This window comes from Sulfitobacter faviae (assembly GCF_029870955.1).
GTDB lineage: Bacteria > Pseudomonadota > Alphaproteobacteria > Rhodobacterales > Rhodobacteraceae > Sulfitobacter > Sulfitobacter faviae.
Genome location: NZ_PGFQ01000004.1, coordinates 12,797 through 38,626, shown reverse-complemented (window position 1 = coordinate 38,626; position 25,830 = coordinate 12,797). Strand labels below are relative to the sequence as shown.

18 protein-coding genes and 7 pseudogenes are annotated in these 25,830 nt (G+C 55.3%); 15 read left to right on the top strand and 10 right to left on the bottom strand.

Features of this window, described 5'->3' with window-relative positions; all coding sequences use genetic code 11:
• The first annotated feature begins 132 nt into the window (after positions 1-132).
• Together CUR85_RS18500 and CUR85_RS18495 are read left to right on the top strand one after the other, a co-directional pair.
• A complete protein-coding gene (locus CUR85_RS18500) occupies positions 133-1,206 on the top strand; it encodes a hypothetical protein (RefSeq protein WP_280323101.1) in 1,074 nt (357 codons plus the stop codon).
• An 83-nt stretch (positions 1,207-1,289) separates the two neighbouring features.
• Positions 1,290-2,423 (top strand): polysaccharide pyruvyl transferase family protein, encoded by a 1,134-nt coding sequence (locus tag CUR85_RS18495; RefSeq protein ID WP_280323100.1) that lies wholly within the window; start codon positions 1,290-1,292, stop codon positions 2,421-2,423.
• A 126-nt stretch (positions 2,424-2,549) separates the two neighbouring features.
• On the opposite strand, the pseudogene CUR85_RS18490 reads toward CUR85_RS18495, so the two are convergent.
• Positions 2,550-3,683, bottom strand: a pseudogene (locus CUR85_RS18490) (IS3 family transposase).
• Between the two features lie 913 nt (positions 3,684-4,596).
• Here CUR85_RS18490 and CUR85_RS18485 point away from each other — a divergent pair.
• Positions 4,597-5,943: an ISNCY family transposase gene (locus CUR85_RS18485; protein ID WP_280323098.1), complete on the top strand. Its 1,347-nt coding sequence runs from the start codon at positions 4,597-4,599 to the stop codon at positions 5,941-5,943.
• Positions 5,944-5,958: 15 nt separating this feature from the next.
• The gene (locus CUR85_RS18480) at positions 5,959-6,228 is read left to right on the top strand and encodes a hypothetical protein (RefSeq protein WP_088636303.1); all 270 of its coding nucleotides are present in this window, start codon (positions 5,959-5,961) and stop codon (positions 6,226-6,228) included.
• Between the two features lie 255 nt (positions 6,229-6,483).
• Here CUR85_RS18480 and istB read toward each other — a convergent pair whose 3' ends face one another.
• Positions 6,484-7,248, bottom strand: coding sequence for an IS21-like element helper ATPase IstB (istB, locus tag CUR85_RS18475; protein ID WP_058317429.1), 765 nt, complete (start codon positions 7,246-7,248; stop codon positions 6,484-6,486).
• On the bottom strand, positions 7,245-8,744 hold the full coding sequence (gene istA / locus CUR85_RS18470; RefSeq protein ID WP_139246466.1) for an IS21 family transposase: 1,500 nt from the start codon (positions 8,742-8,744) through the stop codon (positions 7,245-7,247). Before istA ends, istB begins: the two co-directional genes overlap by 4 nt.
• Positions 8,745-8,840: 96 nt before the next feature.
• Between istA and CUR85_RS18465 the strand changes: the two are divergent.
• Positions 8,841-9,236, top strand: a pseudogene (locus CUR85_RS18465) (integrase core domain-containing protein); the annotation flags it as partial.
• A gap of 120 nt (positions 9,237-9,356) precedes the next feature.
• Here the strand turns inward: CUR85_RS18465 and cysN are convergent.
• Positions 9,357-11,270: a sulfate adenylyltransferase subunit CysN gene (cysN, locus tag CUR85_RS18460; RefSeq protein ID WP_280323093.1), complete on the bottom strand. Its 1,914-nt coding sequence runs from the start codon at positions 11,268-11,270 to the stop codon at positions 9,357-9,359.
• 48 nt (positions 11,271-11,318) lie between these two features.
• A pseudogene (gene cysD / locus CUR85_RS18455) lies at positions 11,319-12,222 on the bottom strand (sulfate adenylyltransferase subunit CysD).
• A 246-nt stretch (positions 12,223-12,468) separates the two neighbouring features.
• Here cysD and rfbC point away from each other — a divergent pair.
• The 10 genes and pseudogenes from rfbC (at position 12,469) to CUR85_RS20455 (ending at position 19,423) form a co-directional block, all read left to right on the top strand.
• Entirely contained in the window at positions 12,469-13,035 is a 567-nt protein-coding gene (gene rfbC, locus CUR85_RS18450; protein ID WP_280323092.1) for a dTDP-4-dehydrorhamnose 3,5-epimerase, read from the top strand.
• Positions 13,032-14,071: pseudogene (gene rfbB, locus CUR85_RS18445) on the top strand (dTDP-glucose 4,6-dehydratase). Before rfbC ends, rfbB begins: the two are co-directional and overlap by 4 nt.
• 4 nt (positions 14,072-14,075) lie before the next feature.
• On the top strand, positions 14,076-14,927 hold the full coding sequence (gene rfbD, locus CUR85_RS18440) for a dTDP-4-dehydrorhamnose reductase (RefSeq protein WP_280323091.1): 852 nt from the start codon (positions 14,076-14,078) through the stop codon (positions 14,925-14,927).
• Positions 14,924-15,791 (top strand): annotated as a pseudogene (gene rfbA, locus CUR85_RS18435) (glucose-1-phosphate thymidylyltransferase RfbA). The gene rfbD and the pseudogene rfbA overlap by 4 nt, the downstream one beginning before the upstream one ends.
• Positions 15,792-16,058: 267 nt before the next feature.
• Positions 16,059-16,406 (top strand): hypothetical protein, encoded by a 348-nt coding sequence (locus CUR85_RS18430; RefSeq protein ID WP_280323090.1) that lies wholly within the window; start codon positions 16,059-16,061, stop codon positions 16,404-16,406.
• A 5-nt stretch (positions 16,407-16,411) separates the two neighbouring features.
• Entirely contained in the window at positions 16,412-17,341 is a 930-nt protein-coding gene (locus CUR85_RS18425) for a glycosyltransferase (RefSeq protein ID WP_280323089.1), read from the top strand.
• Positions 17,335-17,886, top strand: coding sequence for a hypothetical protein (locus CUR85_RS18420; RefSeq protein WP_280323088.1), 552 nt, complete (start codon positions 17,335-17,337; stop codon positions 17,884-17,886). Before CUR85_RS18425 ends, CUR85_RS18420 begins: the two co-directional genes overlap by 7 nt.
• Before the next feature lie 40 nt (positions 17,887-17,926).
• On the top strand, positions 17,927-18,364 hold the full coding sequence (locus tag CUR85_RS18415) for a hypothetical protein (RefSeq protein ID WP_280323087.1): 438 nt from the start codon (positions 17,927-17,929) through the stop codon (positions 18,362-18,364).
• 13 nt (positions 18,365-18,377) lie between these two features.
• Positions 18,378-18,740 carry a hypothetical protein gene (locus tag CUR85_RS18410; RefSeq protein ID WP_280323086.1) on the top strand — a complete coding sequence of 121 codons (363 nt, stop codon included), beginning with the start codon at positions 18,378-18,380 and terminating at the stop codon, positions 18,738-18,740.
• Between the two features lie 59 nt (positions 18,741-18,799).
• Positions 18,800-19,423, top strand: coding sequence for a glycosyltransferase family 10 domain-containing protein (locus CUR85_RS20455; protein WP_280323085.1), 624 nt, complete (start codon positions 18,800-18,802; stop codon positions 19,421-19,423).
• Between the two features lie 4 nt (positions 19,424-19,427).
• Here CUR85_RS20455 and CUR85_RS18400 read toward each other — a convergent pair.
• The 5 genes and pseudogenes from CUR85_RS18400 to CUR85_RS18380 all read right to left on the bottom strand — a co-directional run bounded on the left by CUR85_RS18400 (position 19,428) and on the right by CUR85_RS18380 (position 25,251).
• Positions 19,428-20,874, bottom strand: a pseudogene (locus tag CUR85_RS18400) (mannose-1-phosphate guanylyltransferase/mannose-6-phosphate isomerase).
• 22 nt (positions 20,875-20,896) lie between these two features.
• A complete protein-coding gene (gene fcl, locus CUR85_RS18395; RefSeq protein WP_280323084.1) occupies positions 20,897-21,868 on the bottom strand; it encodes a GDP-L-fucose synthase in 972 nt (323 codons plus the stop codon).
• A gap of 1 nt (position 21,869) precedes the next feature.
• Positions 21,870-22,990 (bottom strand): annotated as a pseudogene (gene gmd / locus CUR85_RS18390) (GDP-mannose 4,6-dehydratase).
• Between the two features lie 76 nt (positions 22,991-23,066).
• A complete protein-coding gene (locus CUR85_RS18385; RefSeq protein WP_343245497.1) occupies positions 23,067-23,867 on the bottom strand; it encodes a sulfotransferase in 801 nt (266 codons plus the stop codon).
• A 118-nt stretch (positions 23,868-23,985) separates the two neighbouring features.
• On the bottom strand, positions 23,986-25,251 hold the full coding sequence (locus CUR85_RS18380; RefSeq protein ID WP_280323082.1) for a coiled-coil domain-containing protein: 1,266 nt from the start codon (positions 25,249-25,251) through the stop codon (positions 23,986-23,988).
• Positions 25,252-25,830 lie beyond the last annotated feature (579 nt).

Genomic DNA, 25,830 nt, shown 5'->3' with positions numbered 1-25,830 from the left:
TTGGGCCAAGTACTCAATCAGTTTAGGGCCAACCTGGCTTCATAAAGAACTAACAATGGCCGGCGTAGCATTAGCCAGGGCTAAACGCGTCAGCTAACTACCTATGAGGCAAAAAATATGACCCAAAATAGATTGGGCCCCACGCTTTCCCAAAATGCGAAAACTGACCACCAGCATATCAGAGCCGGTAAGAACGATCGAACCCTATATCTGCATATTGGTCTACACAAGACAGGCACATCATCACTTCAAAGCTCTCTTTCCAAAGATCGTTGGCGCTTACAGTTACTTCATGGATTAAAGTATTTCAAAAAGCGCTATGCGGGTCCAAACCTGAATAGAATGGTGTCTTGGAGCTATACAAGAGATGCCAATTTCGGAATTGTTGAACCAGTGTACGAAACAATCCTTCAGGATCTCCGCAAAAGCAAACTAAATACAATAATTAGCTCTGAAGATTTAAGCCTACTTTCTGATTATGACGTAAGTAAATTGAGTGCCGGATTGAATGATATATTTGCAAACATAAAAATTATTATATACCTTCGCCGTCAAGATAGAATGGCGGTTTCACTAAAGTCCCAAGGAGTTAAGACTCCCCAGCAAATGATATTGATGGGGGTTGAAGACGCACCTTTACCCATCAAGCTGAGAGCTTCAGCGGAAACTTATCTAAGTTACGACAAATTATACCTGAGATGGTCCAATGCCTTCCCAAAAGCCGAAATTATAATTCGCATCTACCATCGGTCAAGCCTCGTTGGCCAGGATACAGTTGAAGATTTCTATAACCTGATTGGTATTAATTGCCTACGACGCAAAAGAATTCTGTTGAACCAATCTGCTACTGAGCAAGAATCCCGATTAATGTGGAAGTTGAAGAGATGCGGTGTATCCATTCAAGATCTAAAAAAAATTTGGAAAAACTTACCTTCCAGCTTGCAGAGCGAGAAATTTCTTCCCTCAAAAGACGAGGCAATCTCTTTTATGCATAAGTTTTCACAAAGCAACAAGGTGTTATGTGATATTTTAGGGCGGTCAAAATTATTTGATTCCAACTTTGATGAATATCCCGAGAGTAGAGATTCGGGGAGTATAGATATGGAGTATTTAGGAAGTTGCCTTCAAGCTGCAAATTCAATCGAAGGGCTTTCAGACAACGGAAAGCGTATAATTGATAAGTTGGTGCGGGATTTGGCGTTGTAGCAAAGAAAAGAATTAACCTATACATACTAAGGTCTAGTCGCCTTAAGGCAGCTAAGAAACTGAGCGCGCAGAAGGGAAAAAAGGTGTCTTGGAGAATTTTATACGGCTTCGGCGGGTGTGGAAACTTCGGCGATGACTATATGTTGGATCGTTGGATCAGCTACTACGGTGACAATAGGGCAGACTTGAGCTTGTGTGTTGTTCGACCAGACCGTTGGCTTGAAAGCTTCTATTCTGCGAGCAGCAACTTTAGCTTGGAAACCGGTTTTCACGAAATTTTTCGCCGCGCGGTCGAAACCTTAAGGGGTGTTACAGAGGATCATATTGAGCATAACATACTTGCGGGAAAGAAGGCCGCCCTTGATATTTTATCGTCAGAGGAACATAGAGGCCGCCTTCTCGAGCTTGAAGCGATTCAGTTCTTTGGCGGGGGTTACTGGAACAAGCGTTATGCCGAGCCATGGGGAATGGCTGCGTTACTTAGCGAGATTTCATTTGCCTTGAATGTTCCACTTATAGCTACTGGGGTAGGGGTGACCCCCGTACTCCAGAAGAACCGACAGTCTGTGGACGAAATTATATCTAGGTTTGATCTGATTGAGGTACGGGACATCGAAAGCTACGAGGAATTTTCTCGGAAATATCCCTGTAGTAATATAGTTTTTGGTTCAGATGATACGTTTATAACGCCTGTTCGTGTTGAAGGTTCTCCAGAAAACACTGAAACTTCGATTAATATATGCGTGCAATCAAATCTTGCAGGAGATGAATCACACGATAGAATTTTGAACCGCATCCTTAAGTTTATTGATGGGTACGAAGGTACATTCGATATAAAGTATCTACAGTTCCATGATGGGCCCGATCAGGTCTTTTTTAAGAAACTCGAAGCGGCTTTAGGTATAGATATTAGAGTTTATACAAAAACTGATATGTTGCGCAACGGCCTGCCGATAAAGAAGAATGACGTATGTATATCAACGCGATTTCACTTACATTTGCTTGCTGCACGGGTTGGAGCTAAAGGAGCATACGTTGCTACCGGAGACGATTACTACAGTGTCAAACATAAATCTGTATGTGACCTTGGAAGTGATTGGCTCGATCTGCTGAACTCAACTCAGTGCCTAGAAGACATGTTAAAAGCAAATTTTGATTCTATTGATGAAAAGCGAGAGCGAGCCATGAAGCTTTCTAGACTTTCTGGTTACATATAGATGTAGTACTGACAACGAGGCGTTAGACGTCGCGGTTCTCTAACAATCTGGTTTGATCCGAACATGGTTTGGGTATCGCCGCTGACGAGCAAACAAGTTCGGCAGCCGTGACCTGCCACTGAACTTTCATCCAGTCGCGACCGGAGCCCGGTTAGTGTTTACGCCATCTGGCGATTGCGTTGGTCAGGGTCCGCGCGTAGTCAGCCGGGGTCTGGTAATTCAAGGCTGAATGCGGGCGTTCGGTGTTGTAGTCGGTGGCCCAAGTCGAGATCACGACGCGGGCATGAGGCAGGTTACGGAACATGGTCTCATTGAGCAGCTCGTCGCGCATCCGCCCGTTGAAACTTTCCACGAAGCCGTTCTGCATGGGCTTGCCCGGCGCGATGTAGTGCCATTCGACCCGGTGCTCGGAACACCACCGCAGGATCGCATTCGAAGTCAGTTCCGTCCCATTGTCGGAGACAATCATCCCCGGCTTCCCGCGGCGCTCGATCAGAGCCGTCAGCTCGCGCGCTACCCGGCGTCCCGAGATCGAAGTGTCCGGGATCGACGCCAGGCATTCACGGGTAACATCGTCGACCACGTTTAGCACCCGGAAGCGCTGTCCATTCGCGAATTGGTCGTGAACGAAATCCAGCGACCAACGTGCATTGGGCTGCGCCTCAGCCAGGATCGGCGCCCGCGCCCCGACAGCCTTGCGCCGGGCCTTCCGCTTGCGCACCGTCAGTCCCTCCTCGCGATAGAGCCGATAGATGCGGTTAATGCCGGATGGCTCGCCCTCGCGGCGCAGCAGCACGAAGAGCCGCCGATAGCCGAACCGACGTCGCTCATTGGCCAACTCGCGCAGCCTGCCACGTAGCACAGTGTCAGGCGCACGCTGTGATCGGTAGCGCACCATCTTGCGATCCGCTCCGGCTATCCGGCACGCCCGCCGTTCCGACAGCCCGAAGCGGGCCTTCAGATGCGCGACCGCCTCGCGCTTCACGGCAGGCGTCACCACTTTTTTGAAACCAGCTCTTTAATCGCCGCGAGATCCAGCATCTGCTCGGCAAGCAGCTTCTTCAACTTCGCGTTCTCATCTTCGAGCGCTTTCAGACGCTTGGCCTCCGACACTGTCATGCCGCCGAACTTGGCCTTCCAATTATAGAAGGTGCCTTCAGACATGCCGTGCTTGCGACACAGGTCCGCGCACTTCGCGCCCGCCTCGTGCTCCGTCAGGATACCGATGATCTGCTCGTCCGTAAATCTCGTTCGCTTCATTGTCCGTCCTCAAGTTGGGCCGGACTCTAATCGATAGTGGAGGAAAAATCCCGCGGCAGGTCAGCCCGAGGCTAAGTATAACTTCCGCAGGCGCTTGAGCTAGGCGAAATGTTTATTTCAATGTGGATACTTCGCAAATGAGGTTAGATTAGGGTATCTCTCGATCTGGGGGCGGGTGGAGTAGTCTGGTAAGCTTGGCAGACCATCAAATAATCAATAAAAACAAAGGTATAATTCTATTACTCTCAAGTGTAGAGGTAAAGAATCCTTTGCTTAGCGCAAAAAATCGGGCGCAAAAACAGGACATTTTGCTTCAATTTTTCCAGAGTACGGTCAGCGCAATTTTCCATACAACCTTATCAGAAACCTTTCTCAGCTGGCACCACTCCCGTCAATTTCATAGCGTCCCCTACCGGTTGATTGAGGCAAATTGTTCAGTTTAATATGGATATTTCAATAATGAGCATGAATTTGGCAATCCCTCCTAAATGGTGGGTGTATAGGATTGAAATATCGGAGCTCGCGGCCATTAAAATCTAATTAAATCAATTCTTTATATAATTACCATTGGCAACAATTTGTATTGATCATTGGAAAACTGCCAAGGTGACAAAAAGGTAAGAATGTTAACATTAGGGGCAAGTTACGGGGCTTTCCTCGAACCCAGATGATCGAGCAAAATTTGAAGATTGGGCCTTCAGGTGCCGCTCAGCTTTCGTAAAGAAGGGGCTGGCTGGTCATGTCAGAGGGTAGCTAGCTAAGAAGAAATATGCCACGGCGCCTAACGTTTTTGTACTTATTTCACATAATCAGTATTATTGGGTTTTTGGCTGTAGCCGCAAAGCAGTAATGTCACCCATCGGCAAAGCAGAAGTGTCACTCTCCTTGCATACGGTAGCGAGGATTAGTGGACATGGGATGGGTGACGATGAGCGAGCGCGAGTTGAACCGGGTTGAGGTTTTGGCGCAGGTCGATGATGCGCGGCTGAGCGTCGACAACGCGGCGAACATGCTGGACCTGACACGGCGGCAAGTGTTTCGGCTTTTGAAGCGGTATCGCCAGGACGGTGCATCTGCGATCCGGCACAAGTCGCGTGGGCGCGCGCCGAACAACCAAATCCACTCAGCCAAACGCGATTATGCGCTGACCGTCATCAAGGAACATTATCCGGACTTCGGGCCGACGCTTGCGGCTGAGATGTTGGCCGAACATCATGGGTTAAAGGTCTCGCGTGAGACGGTGCGCAAGTGGATGGTTGAAGATGGCATCTGGCTGTCTCGCAAGCAGCGCCGCCAGTTTCATCAACCTCGCCTGCGCCGGGAATGCTTCGGTGAGCTGATCCAGATCGACGGCTCGGACCATCGCTGGTTTGAAGACCGCGCACCACCTTGCACCCTGCTTGTGTTCATCGATGACGCGACCAGCACGCTCATGGAACTGCGGTTTGTGAAGACAGAGAGCACGTTCAGCTACTTTGAAGCTTTGGAAAGCTATCTGCACAAACACGGTCGCCCGGTCGCGTTCTATTCTGACAAGCACACGGTGTTCCGTGTCTCCAAAGAGGACGCCAAGGGTGGTGCGCGGATCACCCAGTTTGGTCGGGCGCTGAGTGAGCTGAACATCGAGATTCTCTGCGCCAATTCGAGCCAGGCCAAAGGCCGTGTCGAACGCGCCAACCGCACGTTGCAGGATCGGCTGGTCAAGGAACTGCGCATCGCGGGCATTTCAGACATGGAAGCTGGAAACGCCTATTTGCAAGGCTTCAAAGACCGCCACAACGCCAGGTTCGCCAAGGCCCCGGCCAGGTCGGACAACCTGCATCGCGCGCTCAATGTCGAACCGGATCGGCTGGCAGATGTGCTGTGCTGGCGCGAGAACCGCTATGTCGGCAGGCAGTTAACGTTCTCCTACGACCGCAAGCGGATCATGCTCGAAGAGAGTGACATCACGCGCGGGCTGGTTGGCAAATACGTGGACACCTACGCCTTTGTTGATGGCCGGTTCGAGGTGCGCTCCAAAGGCCGCTCCCTGCCCTACACAGTCTTCGACATGGATCAGCGCGTCACCCATGCGGCAATCACCAGCAACAAAAACCTGAGCGCAGTTCTGGAACACATCAAGGAGATGCAGGACGCCGCGCCGCCAAAGCCGAAGGTGCGGACAAATTCCGAGAAGATGGGTTATAAACCGAATGGGCGGCGTCCTGGCAGGCCCTCAGGATCGAAAGCCAAGAAGAAGATTGCGCAGGCGGCGGAATAGGCCAAAATCGACGGTATGACTGAGGACGAGCCAGAGATCATCTTTTCCGAATACACCCAGACCGTCACCATCGACGGGCATCACTTTGACGTCGAGATTTACAAGACCAGCATCGATCCCGGCTGGATCCTGTCAGTTGAGAACCAATTCGGCACGTTGACGATTTCAGACAATCCGCCCTTCTTTGGTGATGTCCTTGCGTGGCGTGCCTTTGAAAAGATCGTGCGCGAAGACGGCGTCAGAGCATTCTACAATCAGACCGAACAACGGAAGCTGGGTCTCTAAGCCAATCCCCGCAAGGCTTTTCGGCCCTTCGATATGTGGGGTCTCCGGGCTGCAAAGCCTTGCTACCGTCGCGCCCAGTAGTGACATTCCTGCTTTGCAAACCCAGTGACATTTCTGTGTCAATGGCGGAGTAAAATTCGGCCATTGTGGCGGAGCAAAAGTCGGCCAGTTTGGGGCGAGCGCCTTGGAGCGTGCGGCCCTCATATAGCAAGCCCGGTCCAAGGCGCATTGGCCGTCAGGCCAATTCTGTGAGGTTCATTTGTTAGCGGCGGCGAGGCGGGCGCGGCTTTGATTGAGGCGGTAGCTTTCGCCGTTCATCTCGAGGATGTTGACGTGGTGTGTCAGCCGGTCCAGCAGCGCGCCGGTCAGGCGTTCGGTGCCGAAGGTTTCGGTCCACTCCTCGAAGGGCAGGTTGCTTGTGATCAGGGTCGACCCTCGCTCGTAGCGCTGTGAGATCAGCTCGAACAGAAGCTCGGCGCCGGTTTTGCTCAAGGGGACGAATCCCAGCTCGTCGATGATCAGCAGTTTGACCTTGGCGAGTTTGCGCTGGAGTTGCAGGAGGCGTTTTTCGTCGCGGGCCTCCATCATCTCGTGCACGAGGGCTGCGGCGGTCACGAAGGCGACAGGCAATCCTTTCTGGCAGGCAGCCAGTCCCAGCCCGAGGGCGACATGGGTCTTGCCGGTGCCGGAGGGACCGAGCGCGATCACATTCTCCTTGCGTTCGATCCATTCGCAGCGCGCCAGCTCCAGCACCATCATCTTGTTGAGCGACGGGATCGCCTTGAAGTCGAAGCTGTCCAGGCTTTTGATGGTCGGGAACTTTGCGGCCTTGATCCGGCGTTCCACCATGCGCCGTTCCCGGTCGATCAGTTCCAGCTCGGTCAGCCGGGCCAGGTAACGCACGTGATCTACGCCTTCAGCGGCGCAGATACGGGCCTGCTTGTCATGTTCACGCAGGAACGTGGGCAGCCGAAGCGTTTTGAGATGGTGGGCCAGCAGCAGTTCGGGTGCATCCGTCATGCCCCACCTCCTGCCAGCAGGCTCATGTAGGATGCGGCGGAGGTGGTGGTGATGTTGGTTCTGGGCAGGAAGGGATAGACATCCAGATCCAGCCTCGGAGGCCTTTGCTCGACCCTGCACAAGATCAGGTGCTTGATTGCATCGAAGCTGACCGCTCCCATTCGCAGGGCATCTTTGACGGCAAGATGCAGCACGTCAATCTCGAAGCGCTCCAGAAGGCGCAGGACCTGCACATACTCGCGCTTGCCGGCCTTTCCCTGCCGGGCTTCCAGCAGTCGGCGCAGGGTTTTGAACGCTTCGGGCAACTCCCAGCCCTGCAGAGGCGCGGCCTGATCGAAGGACATGATCTTGCGTTCGATCAGCGCCAGGTAATGCAGTGGATCAAACACCATGTCGCCGGTGTCATAGGAGCGCGAATGCTCAGCGATCACCTCGGCGCCGCAGCCGATGACAACCCGGGTCACGAAGCCCTTGATCCAGACCGCACGGTGGCCGTAGGCAACCGGCACCGAGTAATCATTGCCGCGATAACGCACCACCGATGTCGATGTGACCTGGCCACTTTGCAACTCACAGGCCTCAAAGGGAGTGCCGGGCAAATCCCGCATCGCCGCGAGATCGGCCTTCAGCCGTTCCCCGATGCTGACCTTGTGGCCACGCAGAACATCACCCTGGCGCTTGCGGCACTGCTCTTCCAGGTGAGCGTTGAACGCGTGCCAGTCCGGAAAGGACGGGATCGGCACCATGAAGTTGCGACGTCCGTAGCCGACCAGCCCCTCCACGGCCCCTTTGTCATTGCCCTTGCCGGGACGGCCATAGCGGTCCCGGATCACGTAATGCGACAACATCGCGCTGAACCGCTGGGTTCTTTGCCGGGAGCCATCCGGCAGAATCCGGGCTACCAGGCAGCGGTCATTGTCATAAAGAACCGACTGGGGAACCGCGCCGAAGAACGCAAAGGCATGGACATGGCCGTCAAGCCACGCCTCGGTATTGGCCGCAGGATAGGCCCGGATGTAGCATGCATCGCTGTGCGGCAGATCGAGGGCAAAGAAGTGTGCCTTCTGCTCGACGCCGCCGATCACGACAAGCGCTTCACCAAAATCGGCCTGTGCATGACCGGGCGGATGGCTCAGCGGCACGAACATCTCCTTGCCGGTCCGCTTCCGGTCTCGAACGTAATCCTTGACGATGGTGTAGCTGCCATCAAAACCGCACTCGTCCCGCAACCGCTCGAAAATACGCTTGGCGGTGTGACGCTGCTTGCGAGGGCGGCTCCTGTCTTCAGCAAGCCATTGGTCCATCTGGCTGGTGAACGCATCCAGCTTCGGGCGCCTGATCGGCGCTGTCCGCCGATATCCCGGCGGTTCCGAATAGGCCAACATCTTCGCAACACTGTCCCGGCTGATCCCAAAATCCCGGGCAATCTGACGCCCGCTCAATCCATCCTGGAAATGAGCGTGACGCACCTTCAAATACAAGTCCACGGTGTATATCCCCAAGCCCTCCCGAAATCCGAAAGGGCAAAAGTGGACGACTTTTACGCCGCCCGCGACAACACTATGCCGTCGCTACCGTGGCCGAGTATTGCTCCGCCGTTCACACCGCGGTTCAGCTACCGCGGCGAGGACGTGGTTCAAAGGCTTGAAGAAGTCTGCGGCAGGATCGGCTGTCCGAACACCATTCGTGTCGATAATGGCAGCGAATTTATCTCTCGGGATCTCGATCTCTGGGCATATGCCAACGACGTCACGCTGGACTTCTCACGGCCAGGTAAGCCGACGGACAATGGGTTCATCGAAGCCTTCAACAGCAAGCTTCGATCGGAGTGCTTGAACGCACACTGGTTCATGAGCCTTGCCGACGCCCGTGAAAAGTTGGAAGGTTGGCGTCGGCACTACAACGAGGATCGTCCCCACAGCGCGATCGGATACAACGTCCCGATCACCATGCATTATCCCGATGGCGTCACCAGCCCGTCATCGTGAAACGGCCGGGAAAATCCAGCTTCCGGTGGTCCAACGTTGGGGAGCAGGGCACAGGCATGGAGGCTAGGGTTAGCTCGTACCTACAAATGCCGCCGTTCAGGTGTCATTGGAGGTCAGGAATTAGTGCTCTGGGATCAACCTCTCAATAATCAAATCAGCCGCTTCTTCCGCGCTTAGCTCCGTTGTATCGATGCGCAACTCCGGCGCTTCCGGCGCCTCATAGGGCGCATCGATCCCGGTGAAGTTCTTCAACTCACCAGCGCGCGCCTTGGCATAAAGCCCTTTCACGTCCCGGCTCTCAGCCACGTCGAGCGGTGTGTCGACGAAAACTTCGATAAATTCGCCGGGCTGCATCATGTTGCGCACCATGTCCCGTTCCGAACGGTAGGGCGAAATGAAGGCGGTAATGACGATGAGACCGGCATCCGTCATCAACTTTGCCACCTCACCCACCCGGCGGATGTTCTCGACCCGGTCGGTTTCGGTAAAGCCCAAATCCTTGTTCAACCCGTGGCGCACGTTGTCGCCGTCCAGAAGGAAGGTGTGACGGTTCATTCGGGCGAGCTTTTTCTCGATGACATTGGCGATCGTGGACTTGCCGGACCCGGAAAGCCCGGTAAGCCAAAGCACCGCAGGCTTTTGGTGTTTCATCGATGCATGGTGGTCACGGCCAATATCCGTGGCCTGCCAATGAATGTTCTGAGCGCGGCGCAGCGCGAAATTGATCATGCCAGCGGCCACAGTGCGATTTGTGATCCGGTCGATCAGGATGAAGCCGCCCAGCTCTCGGTTCTCGCTGTAAGGAGCAAAGGGGATTTCGCGGTCAGTCGTGATGTTTGCGACCCCGATGGCGTTCAACTCCAAGGTCTTTGTCGCGATATGTTCCTGAGTGTTGACGTTGACCTCATGTTTAGGCTGCTGAACGGTCGCCGACACCGTTTGCGCCCCGATTTTAAGGGCATAGGCGCGCCCCGGAACCAGTTCGGCATCGTCCATCCAAACGAGCGTGGTTTCGAACTGGTCCGCCACTTCGAGCGGGGACTGTGCTGCCACGATCACCTGCCCTCGCGAACAGTCGATTTCATCCGCCAAGGTTACGGTCACCGACTCCCCCGCAACGGCGAGTTCCCGGTCACCATCCAGATTGACGATCCGCCCGATGGTCGAGGTCTTGCCCGAGGGCAAGACGCGGACCGGATCACCCGGGCGCAGCTGCCCGCTGGCGATAAGGCCCGCGAAACCGCGGAAATCGAGATTGGGCCGGTTCACCCATTGTACTGGCATCCGGAAGGGTTCAGATTGCTCGACTGTGCTTTCTAGCGTCACCGCCTCCAAATGCGGCAGGAGCGCCGGGCCTTTGTACCAAGGGGTATTCTCGCTCGGGCCCGTGATATTGTCGCCCTTGTAGCCCGAGATCGGAATGGCCGTGAAATCGGAGAGCCCGATGCTTTCAGCGAATGTCCGGTAATCCTCGACAATCTGGTCATAGGTGGCTTGATCGTAATCCACGAGGTCCATCTTGTTGACGGCCAACACGACATGTCGGATGCCCAACAGATGCACGAGATAGCTGTGGCGACGGGTTTGGGTCAGCACGCCTTTGCGCGCATCTATCAAGATCACTGCAAGGTCGGCAGTCGAGGCGCCGGTGACCATATTGCGAGTATATTGTTCGTGGCCCGGCGTGTCGGCCACGATGAACTTGCGCTTCTCGGTCGAGAAGAAACGGTAGGCGACGTCGATGGTGATGCCCTGCTCCCGCTCCGCCGCCAGACCATCCACCAACAGGGCGAAATCGATATCCTGCCCTTGGGTGCCAACACGCTTGCTGTCAGCCTCAAGGGTCGCCAGTTGGTCCTCAAAGATCATCTTGCTGTCGTAAAGCAGCCGCCCGATCAGTGTGGATTTGCCATCATCGACAGAGCCACAGGTGATAAAGCGCAGCATGGTTTTATGCTGGTGCAATTCCAGATAGGCGTCGATGTCTTCGGCAATAAGGGCGTCGGTCTTATAGGTCGGATTTTGGGCGGTCATGGGGCAATGTCTCTGCTTAAATGGAAGGGCCGGAAAAGAAAGGAAGCGTCAGAAATAACCTTCTTGCTTCTTTTTCTCCATCGAGGCCGCCTGATCATGGTCGATCGCACGCCCCTGCCGCTCAGATGTGGTGGTTAGCAGCATTTCCTGAATGACCTCGGGCAGCGTTTTTGCCTCGCTCTCCACCGCGCCGGTCAGGGGTAACAGCCCAGGGTGCGAAAGCGGATCGAGCGCATTTCAGGCGCCTCACCCGGCTCTAGCGGGAAACGGTCGTCATCCACCATAAGGATCATCCCATCGCGCGTGACAGTGGGCCGCGGCGCCGAGAAATACAGCGGAACGATCTCAATCCCCTCAAGGTGGATATACTGCCAGATGTCCAACTCGGTCCAGTTCGAGATCGGGAAGACGCGGACGCTTTCGCCCTTGACTTTGCGAGCATTGTAAAGCCGCCAGAGCTCCGGGCGCTGGTTTTTGGGATCCCACCGGTGGTTTGCCGAGCGGAAAGAAAAGACGCGCTCCTTGGCGCGGGATTTCTCCTCATCGCGACGCGCACCGCCGAAAGCCACATCAAAACCGTGCTTGTCGAGTGCCTGCTTCAGGCCTTCGGTTTTCCACATGTCAGTATGCAGCGCGCCGTGGTCGAATGGGTTGATCCCCTGCTCTGCCGCTTCGGGTTTTGATGCACCAGCAACTCCATCCCGGCCTCGCTCGCTGCGCGGTCCCGAAGCGCATACATGTCCTGAAACTTCCACGTCGTATCGACATGCAGCAGCGGAAAGGGCGGCGGTGCCGGATAGAAAGCTTTCTTTGCCAGATGCAGCATGACGGCGCTGTCTTTGCCAACGCTGTAAAGCATCACGGGGTTTTCGGCTTCCGCGGCAACCTCTCGTAGGATGTGAATGCTCTCCGCCTCAAGGCGCTGCAGGTGGGTCAGGGCTGTCGTGGTCATAAAGGGCATTCTCTAAAAAGGCATTTTCTAAGAGGCGATACACCAGTTTCATTTTCTATGACAGACATGGCCAGCAAAAGCTGGAGCTTTCAAAGCAAATTCCTGAAGAAAGAGGGGTTAATGTAAGCGTTACTGGCAGAAAGGGCTTGTTCTGCTGGTTTGCAAACGCGCCCTCTTATTCCATCCCATGACACCGACTCTATTGCTTGCTATGGAAAGTGTGAAACCTTCAAGGATCACGCCGCCATGCAAGTAACCCAAACCGCCCTACCGGGGGTCCTCTTGTTAAAACCCGCGAGGTTCGGCGATGCACGTGGGTTCTTTTCAGAAAGCTGGAACCACAAGAGACTGGCGGAACATGGGATCACCCTTGATTTCGTGCAGGACAACCACTCGCTCTCTGCCGCCGTGGGGACCGTGCGCGGATTGCATTTTCAGGCCCCGCCCCACGCGCAGGACAAGCTGGTGCGCTGTGGGCGAGGCGCGCTGTTCGATGTGGCGGTGGATATCCGCAAGGGCAGTCCGACCTATGGCCAATGGGTCGGCTATGACTTGACCGCTGAGAATGGATTGCAACTGCTGATCCCCAAAGGTTTTTTGCACGGCTTTGCGACGCGCGCGCCTGATACAGAGATCATTTATAAATGCACCGATTACTATGCGCCCGAATGCGATGGGGCTGTGCGTTTTGACGACCCTGATATTGGCATCGATTGGGGCATAGACGGGGAGGCAATCCTCTCTGACAAAGACGCCAAGGCCGCTCATTGGGCGGCTTTCGACAGCCCATTTACCTATGGGAAAACGACATGAAGATTCTGGTGACGGGCGGCGCGGGCTTTATCGGCTCAGCAGTGGTGCGGCTGGCGGTGGCGCGGGGCATGAGGTCGTCAACCTCGATGCGTTGACCTATGCGGGTTGTCTCGAAAATCTCGCCAGCGTAGCGGATGATCCGCTCTACTCCTTTGAGCATGCCGACATTCGCGACCGTGTGGGGCTGGATCGTATTCTAGTGGCACACCAGCCAGACGCGGTGATGCATCTGGCCGCGGAAAGCCATGTGGACCGCTCAATCGACGGACCCGGGGATTTCATCGAGACCAATATCACCGGCACCTACAACATGCTCGAAGCCGCGCGGAGCTATTGGGTGGCGCAGGGCAAGCCGGGAGGGTTCCGCTTTCACCACATCTCGACGGATGAGGTCTATGGCTCCCTCGGGCCAGATGGCATGTTCACCGAAGACACGCCTTATGACCCGCGCTCGCCCTACTCCGCCTCCAAAGCCTCTAGCGATCATCTGGTCCGCGCATGGCATGAGACCTATGGTCTGCCGGTCGTGTTGACGAACTGCTCCAACAATTACGGGCCCTTCCACTTTCCTGAAAAACTGGTGCCGGTGGTGATCTTGAACGCCTTGGCAGGCAAGCCGATCCCAGTCTACGGTCAAGGGCTGAACGTGCGCGACTGGCTCTATGTAGAAGACCACGCCGACGCGCTGCTGCTGGTGCTGGAGAAAGGCGATTTGGGCCGCAGCTACAACATCGGCGGCGAGAACGAGGCGCGCAACATCGACCTTGTGAAAACCATATGCAGCATTCTCGATCAAAAGCGCCCCAAAGATGCGCCCTACGCCGATCAGATCACCTTTGTGCAGGATCGAGCGGGCCATGACCTGCGCTATGCCATTGACCCCAGCCGTATCCGTGATGAACTGGGCTGGCGCCCGTCGGTGACGGTCGAAGAAGGGCTGGAGCGGACCGTACAATGGTATCTCGATAATGAGGACTGGTGGCGCGCGCTGCAGAACCGCGATGGCGTGGGCCAACGGCTTGGCACCAAGGGGTGAGCACATGACCATCCTCGTCTTCGGCAAAACGGGTCAGGTCGCGCGCGAACTCGCCGCCTTGGAGGGAACGGAATGTTACGGCCGTGACGCCGCCGATCTCGAAAACTCAGAGGCCTGCGCCGCCCTGATCCACAGAAAGCGTCCCGAGGCGGTAATCAATGCGGCGGCCTATACGGCTGTCGACGAGGCGGAAGAGGAAGAACTGCGCGCCACCACGATCAACGGGGCGGCCCCCGGTGCCATGGCCCGTGCTTGTGCGGCACTGGCCATCCCCTTCGTCCAGATTTCGACCGATTACGTCTTCGACGGCGGCGGCGACTTGCCATGGCAGCCGGAGGATCGAACCGCCCCTCTTGGCGCTTATGGCCGCAGCAAACTGGCCGGAGAGCAGGCGGTAAGAACGGCGCGGGGCACCCATGCCATCCTGCGCACCTCTTGGGTGGTTTCGCCCCATGGGTCGAACTTCGTCAAAACCATGCTGCGGCTCGGGGCAGAGCGTGACGCGCTTAACATTGTCGCCGACCAGATCGGCGGCCCCACCGACGCTGCCGAGATCGCTGCCGCCTGTCATGCCATTGCGCGGCAATTGATGAGCGACCCAACCAAAAGCGGAACCTACCATTTCTCCGGCGCGCCGGATGTCAGCTGGGCCGATTTCGCCCGTGAAATTTTCGCGCGGTCACAGCTTGATTGCACGGTAACGGACATCCCCTCTTCCGAGTATCCAACCCCGGCCCAAAGACCGCTGAATTCCCGTCTGGATTGTCGCGCCACTGAGACCATTTTCGACATCCCGCGGCCCGACTGGCGTGAGACGCTCACAGATATACTCAAAGACCTTGGAGCCCGATCATGAGCAAACGCAAAGGCATCATTCTCGCTGGAGGATCTGGCACACGGCTATACCCCATCACCATGGGAATTTCGAAGCAACTGCTGCCGATCTACGACAAGCCGATGATCTACTACCCGCTCTCGGTTCTCATGCTCGGGGGCATCCGTGACATCGCCATGATCACTACGCCGCAGGATCAAGAACAATTCATCCGGACATTGGGCGACGGCAGCCAATGGGGATCAACCTGACCTACATCGTGCAGGAAAATCCCGATGGTCTGGCCCAAGCCTATCTGCTGGCCGAAGACTTTCTTGCCGGTGCGCCATCGGCCATGGTGCTGGGGGACAACATCTTTTTCGGCCACGGGTTGCCGGATATGCTGGCCGCCGCAGATGCGCGCATCGAAGGGGGGACGGTGTTTGGCTATCACGTCTCTGACCCAAAACGTTACGGGGTCGTCGGCTTTGATGCGGATGGCAAAGCCCGAGCGATCATCGAAAAACCCGATGTGCCGCCCTCGAACTACGCGGTAACGGGCCTCTATTTCCTCGACGGAGATGCGCCGAAACGTGCAGCAGAGGTTAAGCCATCGGCGCGGGTGAATTGGAGATCACCTCACTGCTTGAGATGTATCTACGGGCGGGCAAATTGCAGGTTGAACGCATGGGGCGCGGCTATGCTTGGCTGGATACCGGCACCCATGGCAGCCTGTTGGACGCGGGAAATTTTGTCCGCACGTTGACCGAACGACAGGGTTTGCAAACCGGTTGTCTGGAAGAGATCGCCTTTAAAAATGGTTGGATCAGCGAAGAGGCCCTTGCAGAGCGTGCCGAGATGTTCACCAAGAATGACTATGGCAGCTATCTCGCAACGTTGAAGTAATCCAAAGCCCAACAGCCTGCCCGCAGTGGTTGATATTCCGGCGCATCTGCTTTCTAAATCCCTTCAGTCTCTTAAGAGGAAGAAAATGGATAACATCGCTCTCGGCCCCGATGGGCAAGCCAATCACGCTCTTGCCATTATGCGCCATGAAACCCGCGAAGGAGATCTGGCCACAGATCTGCATTTCTTGCCGGGACTGGACCTTCATGCCGATCCTGCCTTGGGGCTGACGGGGCGCTACAGTTCGCCCGAGGGCGCGTTCTGGAAATGGAGGCCCAGACTCACGGCCAGGGCGGCTGGTGTGGGCTGCATGTGCGGCTCCCGGCTGAGAAACTGCACCATGTGGGCAGCATCGGCTTTGCCGCCCGTATTGCCGCGCCTGAAGTTTTCGTGGCCCGTGCCTGCATACGCTCGGGCGGACCGGACGGTTTTTCCGACTATTTTTTCGACAAGCATCTGCTGTTTCGCCCCGAAGAGGCCAGCCATGTTGATGCGATCCCGGTCCACTACCGCGAGCCAATGCCGATGGAAGCGGCCTGGCGTGAGCTGATTTTCTTCCTGCCTACCTCCAATTTCCGCCTGTCCTTCATCGACCTGCGCCTTTTCGTCGTCTGATCGCCATGAGCCTTGGTCTGGTCATTCCCGTACGTGACGATCATGTCGCGTTAGACCAGCTTCTGGCGGAAGCCGGTAAACTGGGGGTGTTTGACCAGATCGTCGTGGTTGATGACGGCTCGGCAGAGCCGGTTGCCTCGGAGCTGGCCCAAATCATCCGACAAGACACGGCCACCGGCCCCGGCCCCGCCCGCAATATTGGGCTGGCCGAGATCGAAACCGACCATGTGTTGTTCTTTGACAGTGACGATATGATCACGCCCCAGATCATCCCGCTTTGGCGCGATCTGGCGGGGCGTGATTTTGACTTTTGTTTATTCCGCCATGCTGACACGCGTCAGATCGCACGGGGGCGCTGGCACCAAATGCCCAATGACGATGCGCTTTGGCGGCTGGCAGGCATGGGTGGGCAACACCTTACGCCCGTGACAGGACAGGCCGTAGCTTGGCTGGCTCAGACCGCCAACTACCCTTGGAACAAGATTTACCGTACTGGTTTTCTGCGTGAGGCTGGGATCAGTTTTCCCGATCTCATGCTCCACGAAGATATCGCCCCACATTGGGAAAGCTTTGCCAAAGCAAGTACTATTCTGGCGTCAGACCGCATCTGTGCCACACATACTGTATCGCCCGGTGGTGGCCGAATGACCAACTTCCGTGGGCGCGAGCGGATCGGTGCCATCACCTCCCTGCAAAAGGTCAGCGCCCGCCTGCCAGCCGCCCTACGGTTGGCCTTTCAGACCTTCACCAGCGGACTTTTCGACTGGATCTACTACCATATTGATCCAAGGTGGCATGACGAGCTTCTCGTCTCTATACAGCGGTTTTGGCAAGCTACACTTGGTCCACAGGAAGAGGCACAATTGATCCACCAAGACCCCGTTCTTGCCCTGCATATTGGCCTGCAAATGACAGGTGGGCGGCTGCCATGCTGACCTTTGTCATGACCACAGAAAACGAAGGCCCAGATCTTGATCTGACTCTAGACGCTCTGGTGCAGGCCAAAGGACCAGAAGACGCCCTACTGGTCTTTCATGCAGGCGATGACAGCACCTTCGCGCGCCTCCAGACTTTCGCGGCGACGCATTCTGCACACATCATCCGCACCGATAGCCCCGTAGGCAACCGAAGCGACCTTCTGCGGCTGGCGCTAGAGATGGCCGAAACGGACTACACCATGGCGCTGGCCCCAACGGACCGCCTGCAGCCCGAAGCTTTCCGCGCCCTGCGCAGGACATTGCAGCAAGAGACCCCGATCTTTGCCTACTTCATAGTGCTTGGTGGCTCGCTGATGCCGACCACCCCTGCCCGTAGCGATAGCGCTCTGCTTGAAGCTCTGCCGCAGCGACCCTCAATCAGCGATTGCGCGAACCTCTTGCCAGATCCGCGGCGGCTAATCTTCAGAACCGCCGACTGGCTGGCCCGCCTCGCCACATGGCCACCATTGGCAGACGACAGGGCGTTTATGAACGCGCCCTAACGCAAAGCACCGAACTGATGGCCGCGCCTGCCCCGTTTTGATGCATCTGTATGCCCCCAGCAATCCGGCCCCAGCGATGTTGAGCTTTGCCGAAGCCCTTGCGGCACAGCCCAAAAGCGAACGGGCCGCATGCCTTGCGGAATGGATGCCCTTTCTAGATGAACAGCTTACACTTTGCCCCCCTGCCGAGACATCCTTTATTCTTAATACGCTGCCAAATATCGTCGCCCACCTGCCGCGGCCGGTCAGAAGAAACATGTCCCAGCAGCCCGGTGCCTTTGCGTGTCTGCTGGATGCGCAGATCAAAGACGGTAGCTTAGGCGCCAAGGCCGAGTTGAGCCTGCAGATATCCGCCCAGCAACAGTACCGCACCGATATTCTGGCACGCGCGTATGGCAGGCTGCGCCAAGATCTCGACCTCGCCCTACCGGGGCCGGATTATCTGCGCAGCCTCTATACACGCCTTCGCGGTCTCTAATGGGCCAAATAGAGTGATCAAAGTATTCAAAACGGGCCGGCACAGCCACCGCACACCGCTTAGCTATCCGGCACTATGGCCGCTCTTTGAAGGTAAGATCGAATTGGTCGACCGACCCTCTCTTGCCGATATTTATGTCTTGGCCCATGTACTCGACATCCAAGACGCACCGTTTGAAGTAATTGAGGACTGGCGCGCCCGCAAACGCCCCGTAGTGCTTTTGTCCGAAGAGCCCTTTTGGGATACAATCTGGGGCGGCCGCCCGCTTGACCCGGTGATCTATGTCGAGACCGACTGGGGCCCCCTGCCCGTGCATCAGATCAATCACTGCACCAGCGATATCTATAAATTCCAACACATCCCTATTACCTACTGACCAACCATCGTTTCGCCAACGCCTACCGTCACCGCTTCGCCCGAAATGCCGCGCGCACCGTGCAAGACTGGCAAGAGGATTTCGCCCGCCGCCCCGTCGACGTCGCCTTCATGTTTGAACGCCGCGCCGAGCGGCATCACTGGGTAGAATGGCCCGAGGCAGATCTGACCGGTCTTTGTTCATGGCGCACTGATCTAGCTGAGGCGTGTACCATTGGTGTGGTCGAACGCTTGGGCCAAAGCTGGCAGGGTGGCCAAAGCCGTTTTGAACTAACCACCGACTGGCACATGGACAAACTGACCCGCCTAGATGGGCGTACTCGCTTGATGGGTGCGCTTGAGAACACCCATCACCCCGACTACATCTCCGAGAAGTTCTTCGACGCTTTTGCCTGCGGAGCGGTACCTATCTATTGGGCGAGCCCTGGGCACCGCATCCATGAATTGGGTTTACCGGAGAGGTCTTGGGTGAACCTATGGGGGATGACGCCAGACGAAGGCGCGGCGCGGATTGCGGATGCCCTGCGAGGCAGTGAAACCGCAGTGACAATGCCGAGCGCCATCGCCACGCTGAAGCAATTGTTTACCCCGGCAGAAGCATGGCAGAGCAGTCGCGACCACGTAGGAACCGGCGTCATGCACGCTTTACAGCATGTCTGCGATTTCCCGCTCCTCACCTTGTAAAGAGTTACCCCTTCGCCCCCTGCCCGCGCGCATAAACATCCTCATAGCGAATGATGTCATCTTCACCAAGATAACTGCCGGTCTGTACTTCAATCAGCACCATGGGCACCTTTCCAGGGTTCTCCATCCGGTGGGTCGCGCCAAGCGGGATATAGACCGACTGGTTCTCGGTCACGAGTTTCACCTCTTCGCCTACGGTCACCTGCGCAGTGCCCTCGACTACGATCCAGTGTTCCGCACGATGATGATGGCTTTGTAGGCTGAGAGCGGCACCGGGATGAACGACAATACGCTTCACCTGAAAACGTGATCCCACAACGAGGCTCTCAAACCAGCCCCAAGGTCGATAATCGCGCGGTAGAGTCTCAGCTTGTTTGGCGCCTTTGGCCTTCAGCGCGGCCACGGCTTTTTTCACGTCTTGCGCGCGGTCTTTATGCGCGACCAGCACCGCGTCTGGCATAGCCACCGCAATGATATCAGTCAGCCCGATGCCCACCAATTGCTGCTGGGATCGCCGGCGCGCAGTAGGGTGTTCTCGCAGTCAATTGCCGTAGCTGATTCCGTGGCCACCACCCCGGCTTCATCCGGCCCCATCTCGCGCCAAACGGCGTCCCAGCCACCCAAATCTGACCAAACACCGCCGTAGGGCACAACGCTCAGGTTGTCGGCCTTCTCCATCACTGCATAGTCAATTGAGATATCTTCGACCTGCGCCCAAGCGTCGGGTGCCAGACGAGTGAAGCCGAGATCCTGTTCTGCCTGATCAACGGCCGTGCGCACCTGTGTCAGCATCTCAGGGGCATGGGCCTCGAAAGCGGCGATGATCGTTTGCACTGAAAAGAGGAAAATACCTGCGTTCCAAAGGTGCTGGCCGCCCTCAAGCATCGCTTGGGCAGAAGCACTATCGGGTTTTTCAACGAAACGCTTTAAGGGCTGTGGCACGGGGGCAAAATCGGCATTTGGCGCTTCGCTCATCTCCAGCCAGCCATAGCCGGTTTCTGCCCGGTCAGGCCGAATGCCAAAAGTCACCAACTGACCTGCCTGCGCGGCCTCGGTCGCACCTTGAACAGCCGCACGGAAGCCTGCCGCATCCGGGATTACATGGTCCGAAGGCGCGACGAGCATCAATGCTTCGGGCGCACGTGCCGCAAGGTTGAGGGCAGCAGCAAGGATCGCAGGCGCCGTATTGCGCCCTTCGGGTTCGATTAAAATACCCGCAGCCGCAATTTCCACGGCGGCCAATTGCTCAGTCACGATGAAACGGAAGTCCGCCCCGTCAGGATCACCGGCGCGGCAAAGCCTTCGCCCGAAAGCCGCAGGGCCGACGCCTGAAACAAGCTCTCATCGCCCATCAGTTGGGCGAATTGCTTCGGATAGCTTTTGCGCGAAAGTGGCCACAGCCGCGTCCCAGAGCCGCCAGCAAGAAGAATAGGGTGAACAATATGTGTCATGAAATATCCTTGAAAATACGGGTCAGTGGCGAATGCTATCTTGGTTTTTGATAAACCAGTCATAGGTGCCCTGCAGCCCTTTTTCGAGGTCTATTGACGCCTGCCAGCCCATATCTGCCAAACGGCTCACATCCATCAGCTTGCGCAGGGTACCGTCCGGTTTGCTAGGATCGTTGGTAATACGCCCCTGAAAACCAGTCACCTTGGCCACCATCTGCGCCAGTTCCATGATTGAAACATCGATCCCCGTACCCACGTTGATATGGCTCAGCATCGGTTCGGTGTTGGCAGCATAGGTTTTGGGGTCAAGGCCAAGTACGAAGAGGCTCGCTTCGGCCATATCATCAACATGCAAAAACTCGCGCCGCGGCTTACCTGATCCCCAGATCCGCACCTCTTCGTCGTCCGCTTGGGCGGCCTCATGAAACCGCCGGATTAGCGCGGGCAGCACATGAGAGTTCTCGGGATGGAAGTTGTCGCCGGGGCCATAGAGATTAGTGGGCATAACCGAGCGGTAATCCGTGCCATGCTGCCTGTTATAGCTCTCACAGAGTTTAATCCCAGCGATTTTGGCGACAGCATAAGGCTCGTTAGTGGGTTCGAGCACACCGGTCAGCAGCGCATCTTCCTTCATCGGCTGTGCTACGGCGCGCGGGTAGATGCAGCTTGAGCCAAGTTGTAACAGACGGGCCACACCTGCGGCAAAGGCCTGATGGATGACGTTACATTCGATCATCAAATTTTCATAGATGAAGTCCGCCGGATAGGCATTATTGGCGTGAATACCCCCGACCTTGGCCGCAGCAAGGATCACGACATCTGGCTTCTCGTCCTGCATAAAATCGCGCACGGCAGCTTGAGCCGTTAAATCCAGTTCCGCATGAGTGCGCGTGATCAATTGAAGGTCTTCGCCCGCCGCTTTTCGCGCCTCCAACCGGCGCAGAATCGCGCTGCCGACCATGCCGCGATGCCCTGCGATATAGATCTTTCGCATGTTAGCCCTGCTCCACGCTGATCGGCAGTGCATAGCCATGCTCTTTCAGCAGGGCATGTCGCCGCGCTGTGCGCAAGTCTTCGGCTACCATCTCGGCACACATCTCCTGCGCGGTAATCTCTGGCACCCAGCCCAGTACTTTTTTGGCCTTGGCCGGATCACCCAGCAGTGTTTCAACCTCTGCCGGACGGAAATAGCGCGGGTCAATGCGCATCACCACATCACCAACCTTCACACCTGGCGCCATAGCGCCTTCGATAGCAGTGACCGTCGCGATTTCATCAACGCCGTTGCCGGTAAACTCCAGCGTCAGGCCCAGCTCCTTACCGGTCCAAGTGATAAACTCGCGCACCGAATATTGCACGCCTGTGGCGATCACAAAGTCTTCGGGCCTGTCTTGCTGGAGCATCATCCACTGCATCCGAACATAATCCTTAGCATGGCCCCAATCCCGAAGGCTGTCGATGTTGCCCATATAAAGACAAGGCTCTAATCCTTGAGCAATGTTAGCCAGACCACGGGTAATCTTGCGAGTCACGAAAGTCTCACCACGGCGGGGGACTCGTGATTGAACAAAATACCGTTGCAAGCATACATGCCATAGGCCTCCCGGTAGTTCACTGCGATCCAATAGGCGTACATTTTGGCCACCGCATAGGGCGAACGCGGGTGGAAAGGTGTTGTTTCGGTTTGCGGTGTTTCTTGGACAAGACCGTAGAGCTCAGACGTTGAGGCTTGGTAAAAACGGGTGGTTTTCTCCATCCCCAAAAAGCGGATTGCCTCGAGCAGGCGCAGGGTGCCGATAGCGTCGACATCGGCGGTATATTCTGGGGCCTCAAAGCTCACCGCCACATGTGATTGTGCGCCGAGGTTATAGACCTCATCGGGGCCGACCTCAGAAAGAATGCGGGTCAGGTTGGAGGTGTCGGTCAGATCACCGTAATGCAGTTTGAACCGCGTATGATTCATATGCGGGTCTTCGTAGATATGATCGATCCGCTGGGTGTTGAAGGATGAGGCACGGCGCTTTATGCCATGCACCTCATAACCCTTCTCTAATAGAAACTCTGCAAGATAGGAACCATCTTGCCCCGTCACCCCGGTAACAATCGCTTTCTTCATCTTCGACGAATCCTCTTGGAATATTTATGCTGCCAGCACTTTTGTCCTGTTGAATTATGCCCTGGCTAGCTGCATTTCATTCATCATGTAGCGGATAGTCCAGACGAGTACAAAGCCGCCGATAAGCATTACTGGATTTCATTTGTTGCGCGATACCTTCAGGCAACTCGCGTCGAACCCTCGGGGCTATCCGAGACGAAGAACGACCGCTATCGCCCGTGAGTTCAACTACTTTAAGAAGCGCTGTTGTACCCGAATGAAACGGCAACTTAAGAATAGTACAGATCTTTTCCAGCTCGGTTTCTGGGTTAGCGACGAAATCTTCATAGCGGAACTTAGGGAGGTCTTCGTACTCTGATAAAAAGCACTCATATCGCTTAGCGTAAGTTTCTAATGTGAAAGGTTTAAAGTGATGCCAACCGTTGCTATCCAGTGATAGAAAAGAATCTAGAGGATGGCGTAGGGTAAGCACCGATTGCACTGGCATGACCCGCTGAAGTATTGCGCGTAGGCTTGGCCGGGCAAAGGGGTCGGCCTCGGTACAGAACTGACTATGGGCATGGTCGCGCAACACTAGATACCGCCCCACTTCCCCAAGGGCACGATGCAGCTCCGCAATTCCCGCGTTGAAACTGCGGATAGTCATCTGCTCACTAATCGGGCGCAGGCCACTACGTGCCGCATAAAGGAAATCACTAGGATGGAAGCGATTCGATTTTCCATTCTGCATCTGGCTGAGTGGGTCGATTTCGCTCAGCAAAGTCACATTTGGCACAAGTGCCAAACATTTACTAATTAAAGTACCCCCGTACAAGCAAAGTGATGAATAGTACGAATTGGCGCAGGGGCAGGGCTCGCGGCGAGCGCTTCTTCGCATTGCGACAGCAGACTACCTAGCGGCTCAGTCACCCCAGATTTCGGTAAATCTGTTTGTTCTTGTAGGAAAGCGAGCGCCTCCTGAATATTCCGGGCTAAATCGATCTTATTACTTACGGTCATTCTTTGGAACCTTCAAAGGCTTCTGCGGCCGGAGGCTCCTCATTCGGTAGACTCAAATATTGGAGCTGCTCGGCCGCCTGCTGCAAACGAGGAGTAAGCTTAGTGAGTAGTTTTTCCTGCTCGCGGCGCTGCCGTTCAGATTCCGCAAAACGACTACGCAAATCGGACAAGTCAGCTTGGAGTACCGACTGCATTCGTAGGGCTATAGATAGCTCTTCATTCGCGGACTGCAATTCTTTGGTACGCTTCGTGCTGTCTGCCTGGACCTGCTCTATTAAGCTACGAATGGCGCTATCAGTTTCAGACTGCTCCCTAGCCTCCGCCAAAGCGCCCTCTAGCGCCTTCAAATTCACTTTCAATTCTTCTAGTGTCATTTCTGCTTCGTCGGCGCGCCTTTGAACCGTAGCGATTTCTAACTGTGCAGCTTGCTCCTTTACTTTAGCCTCCGACAAAGCGTCCTCTCGAGCCTTCAAAGTTACTTTTAATTCTTCTAGTGCCATTTCTGCTTCGTCGGCGCGCCCCTGAGCTTCAGCAGTTTGTAACTGTGCGGATTCTCTAGCTTTAAACTGCTCTTCCAAACCTGCTTTTGTTGCAGTTAAATCTATATCAAGTTGGCTATACTCCTTACGTAGTGCTACCAGCTCTCGCTTTTCTAGGCAGGCACGAAAGGTCAGCATCGGCCAGTCGGGGTCATCGTCAATTCTGGAAACAAGATCAAAAGCGTTTTCGGCACACACACTCTGGACCTCATCAACGTTTTCGCCTTGATGAAAGAAAGCTTCTGCGCAGCATAATATATCAAGCTGATCGACCTCTTGCAGAAACCCCCATTTCTGCCAAAAATCGATAATCCGGCATTCCGATCCCGGCAAGTGTATCATGACATGTACAGGGCTTCGCAAATCTACAAACTTTTCTGTTAAAGTTTTAAGGGCAATGCTTTCCACGGCAATCCGGCCACACTCTTTCAGCCCGGGTAAAAGCCTTTTCAATCTCTTGTTCGGCGAATAGAGACTGCGCAAGCCTGGAAAATTGAAAGTCTTAAGCTCAACCTGTGGCTTTCCATCCCAGGGGGCCGCGGTTATTATCTGAATCTCAGCCGCGCCGCCTAACCGTGTTTCTGCTTCTGCAGCTAACATCGGATCCGGCTCTACCACAATGGTCCGTTCTGCTTGCCCCGAAAAACAAAAGTCATCAAGATAAGCGGGAGGCTGCCCGATGATTATTAAGGTGCCGGGTGCTGGGAGGGAAATATCGTGCATTAGAGGATCCGTTTTGGAATCGAACGAAAGTTCAGATCAACTTAAGACTGTAAGGCCATACTGGTCGCTAATAAGCAATTACTTGCCAAAAGAACCATACTATCAACACCATTTCTGTAATAGGTGTTTAATCTACTTAAGTTCCGATCTCCTTTGGTCAGTTGTCATATTATACGTGTCAGGCTATCGAAGCCGAAAACTGTCAGGGCTAGTCAAAGGCTGCAGTTCCCCGATCAACAGTGGCGCCGCGGTCGAGGGTGACACGAGGGTCAAGCCACATAGATTTCAGCTTAACCAGGAACTTTAGCTCCAAACCTCACACTATGTCGCCCCAATGCGCTTGTTCTCCATGGCTATCTCGGGATAAGTCAAGTAAATCTATAGTGGAGAAGCTCTTTTGACCTCTAAAACTTTGATTCTCGATTGCACATTGCGGGATGGCGGATACTATAATGCGTGGGATTTCGCACCTGATCTAGTGAATTCATATCTACTTGCAATGAATGCAGCACAAGTAGATATTGTCGAAATGGGTTTCCGCTTTTTGCAAAATAGCGGCTTTAAAGGCCCTGCGCATAC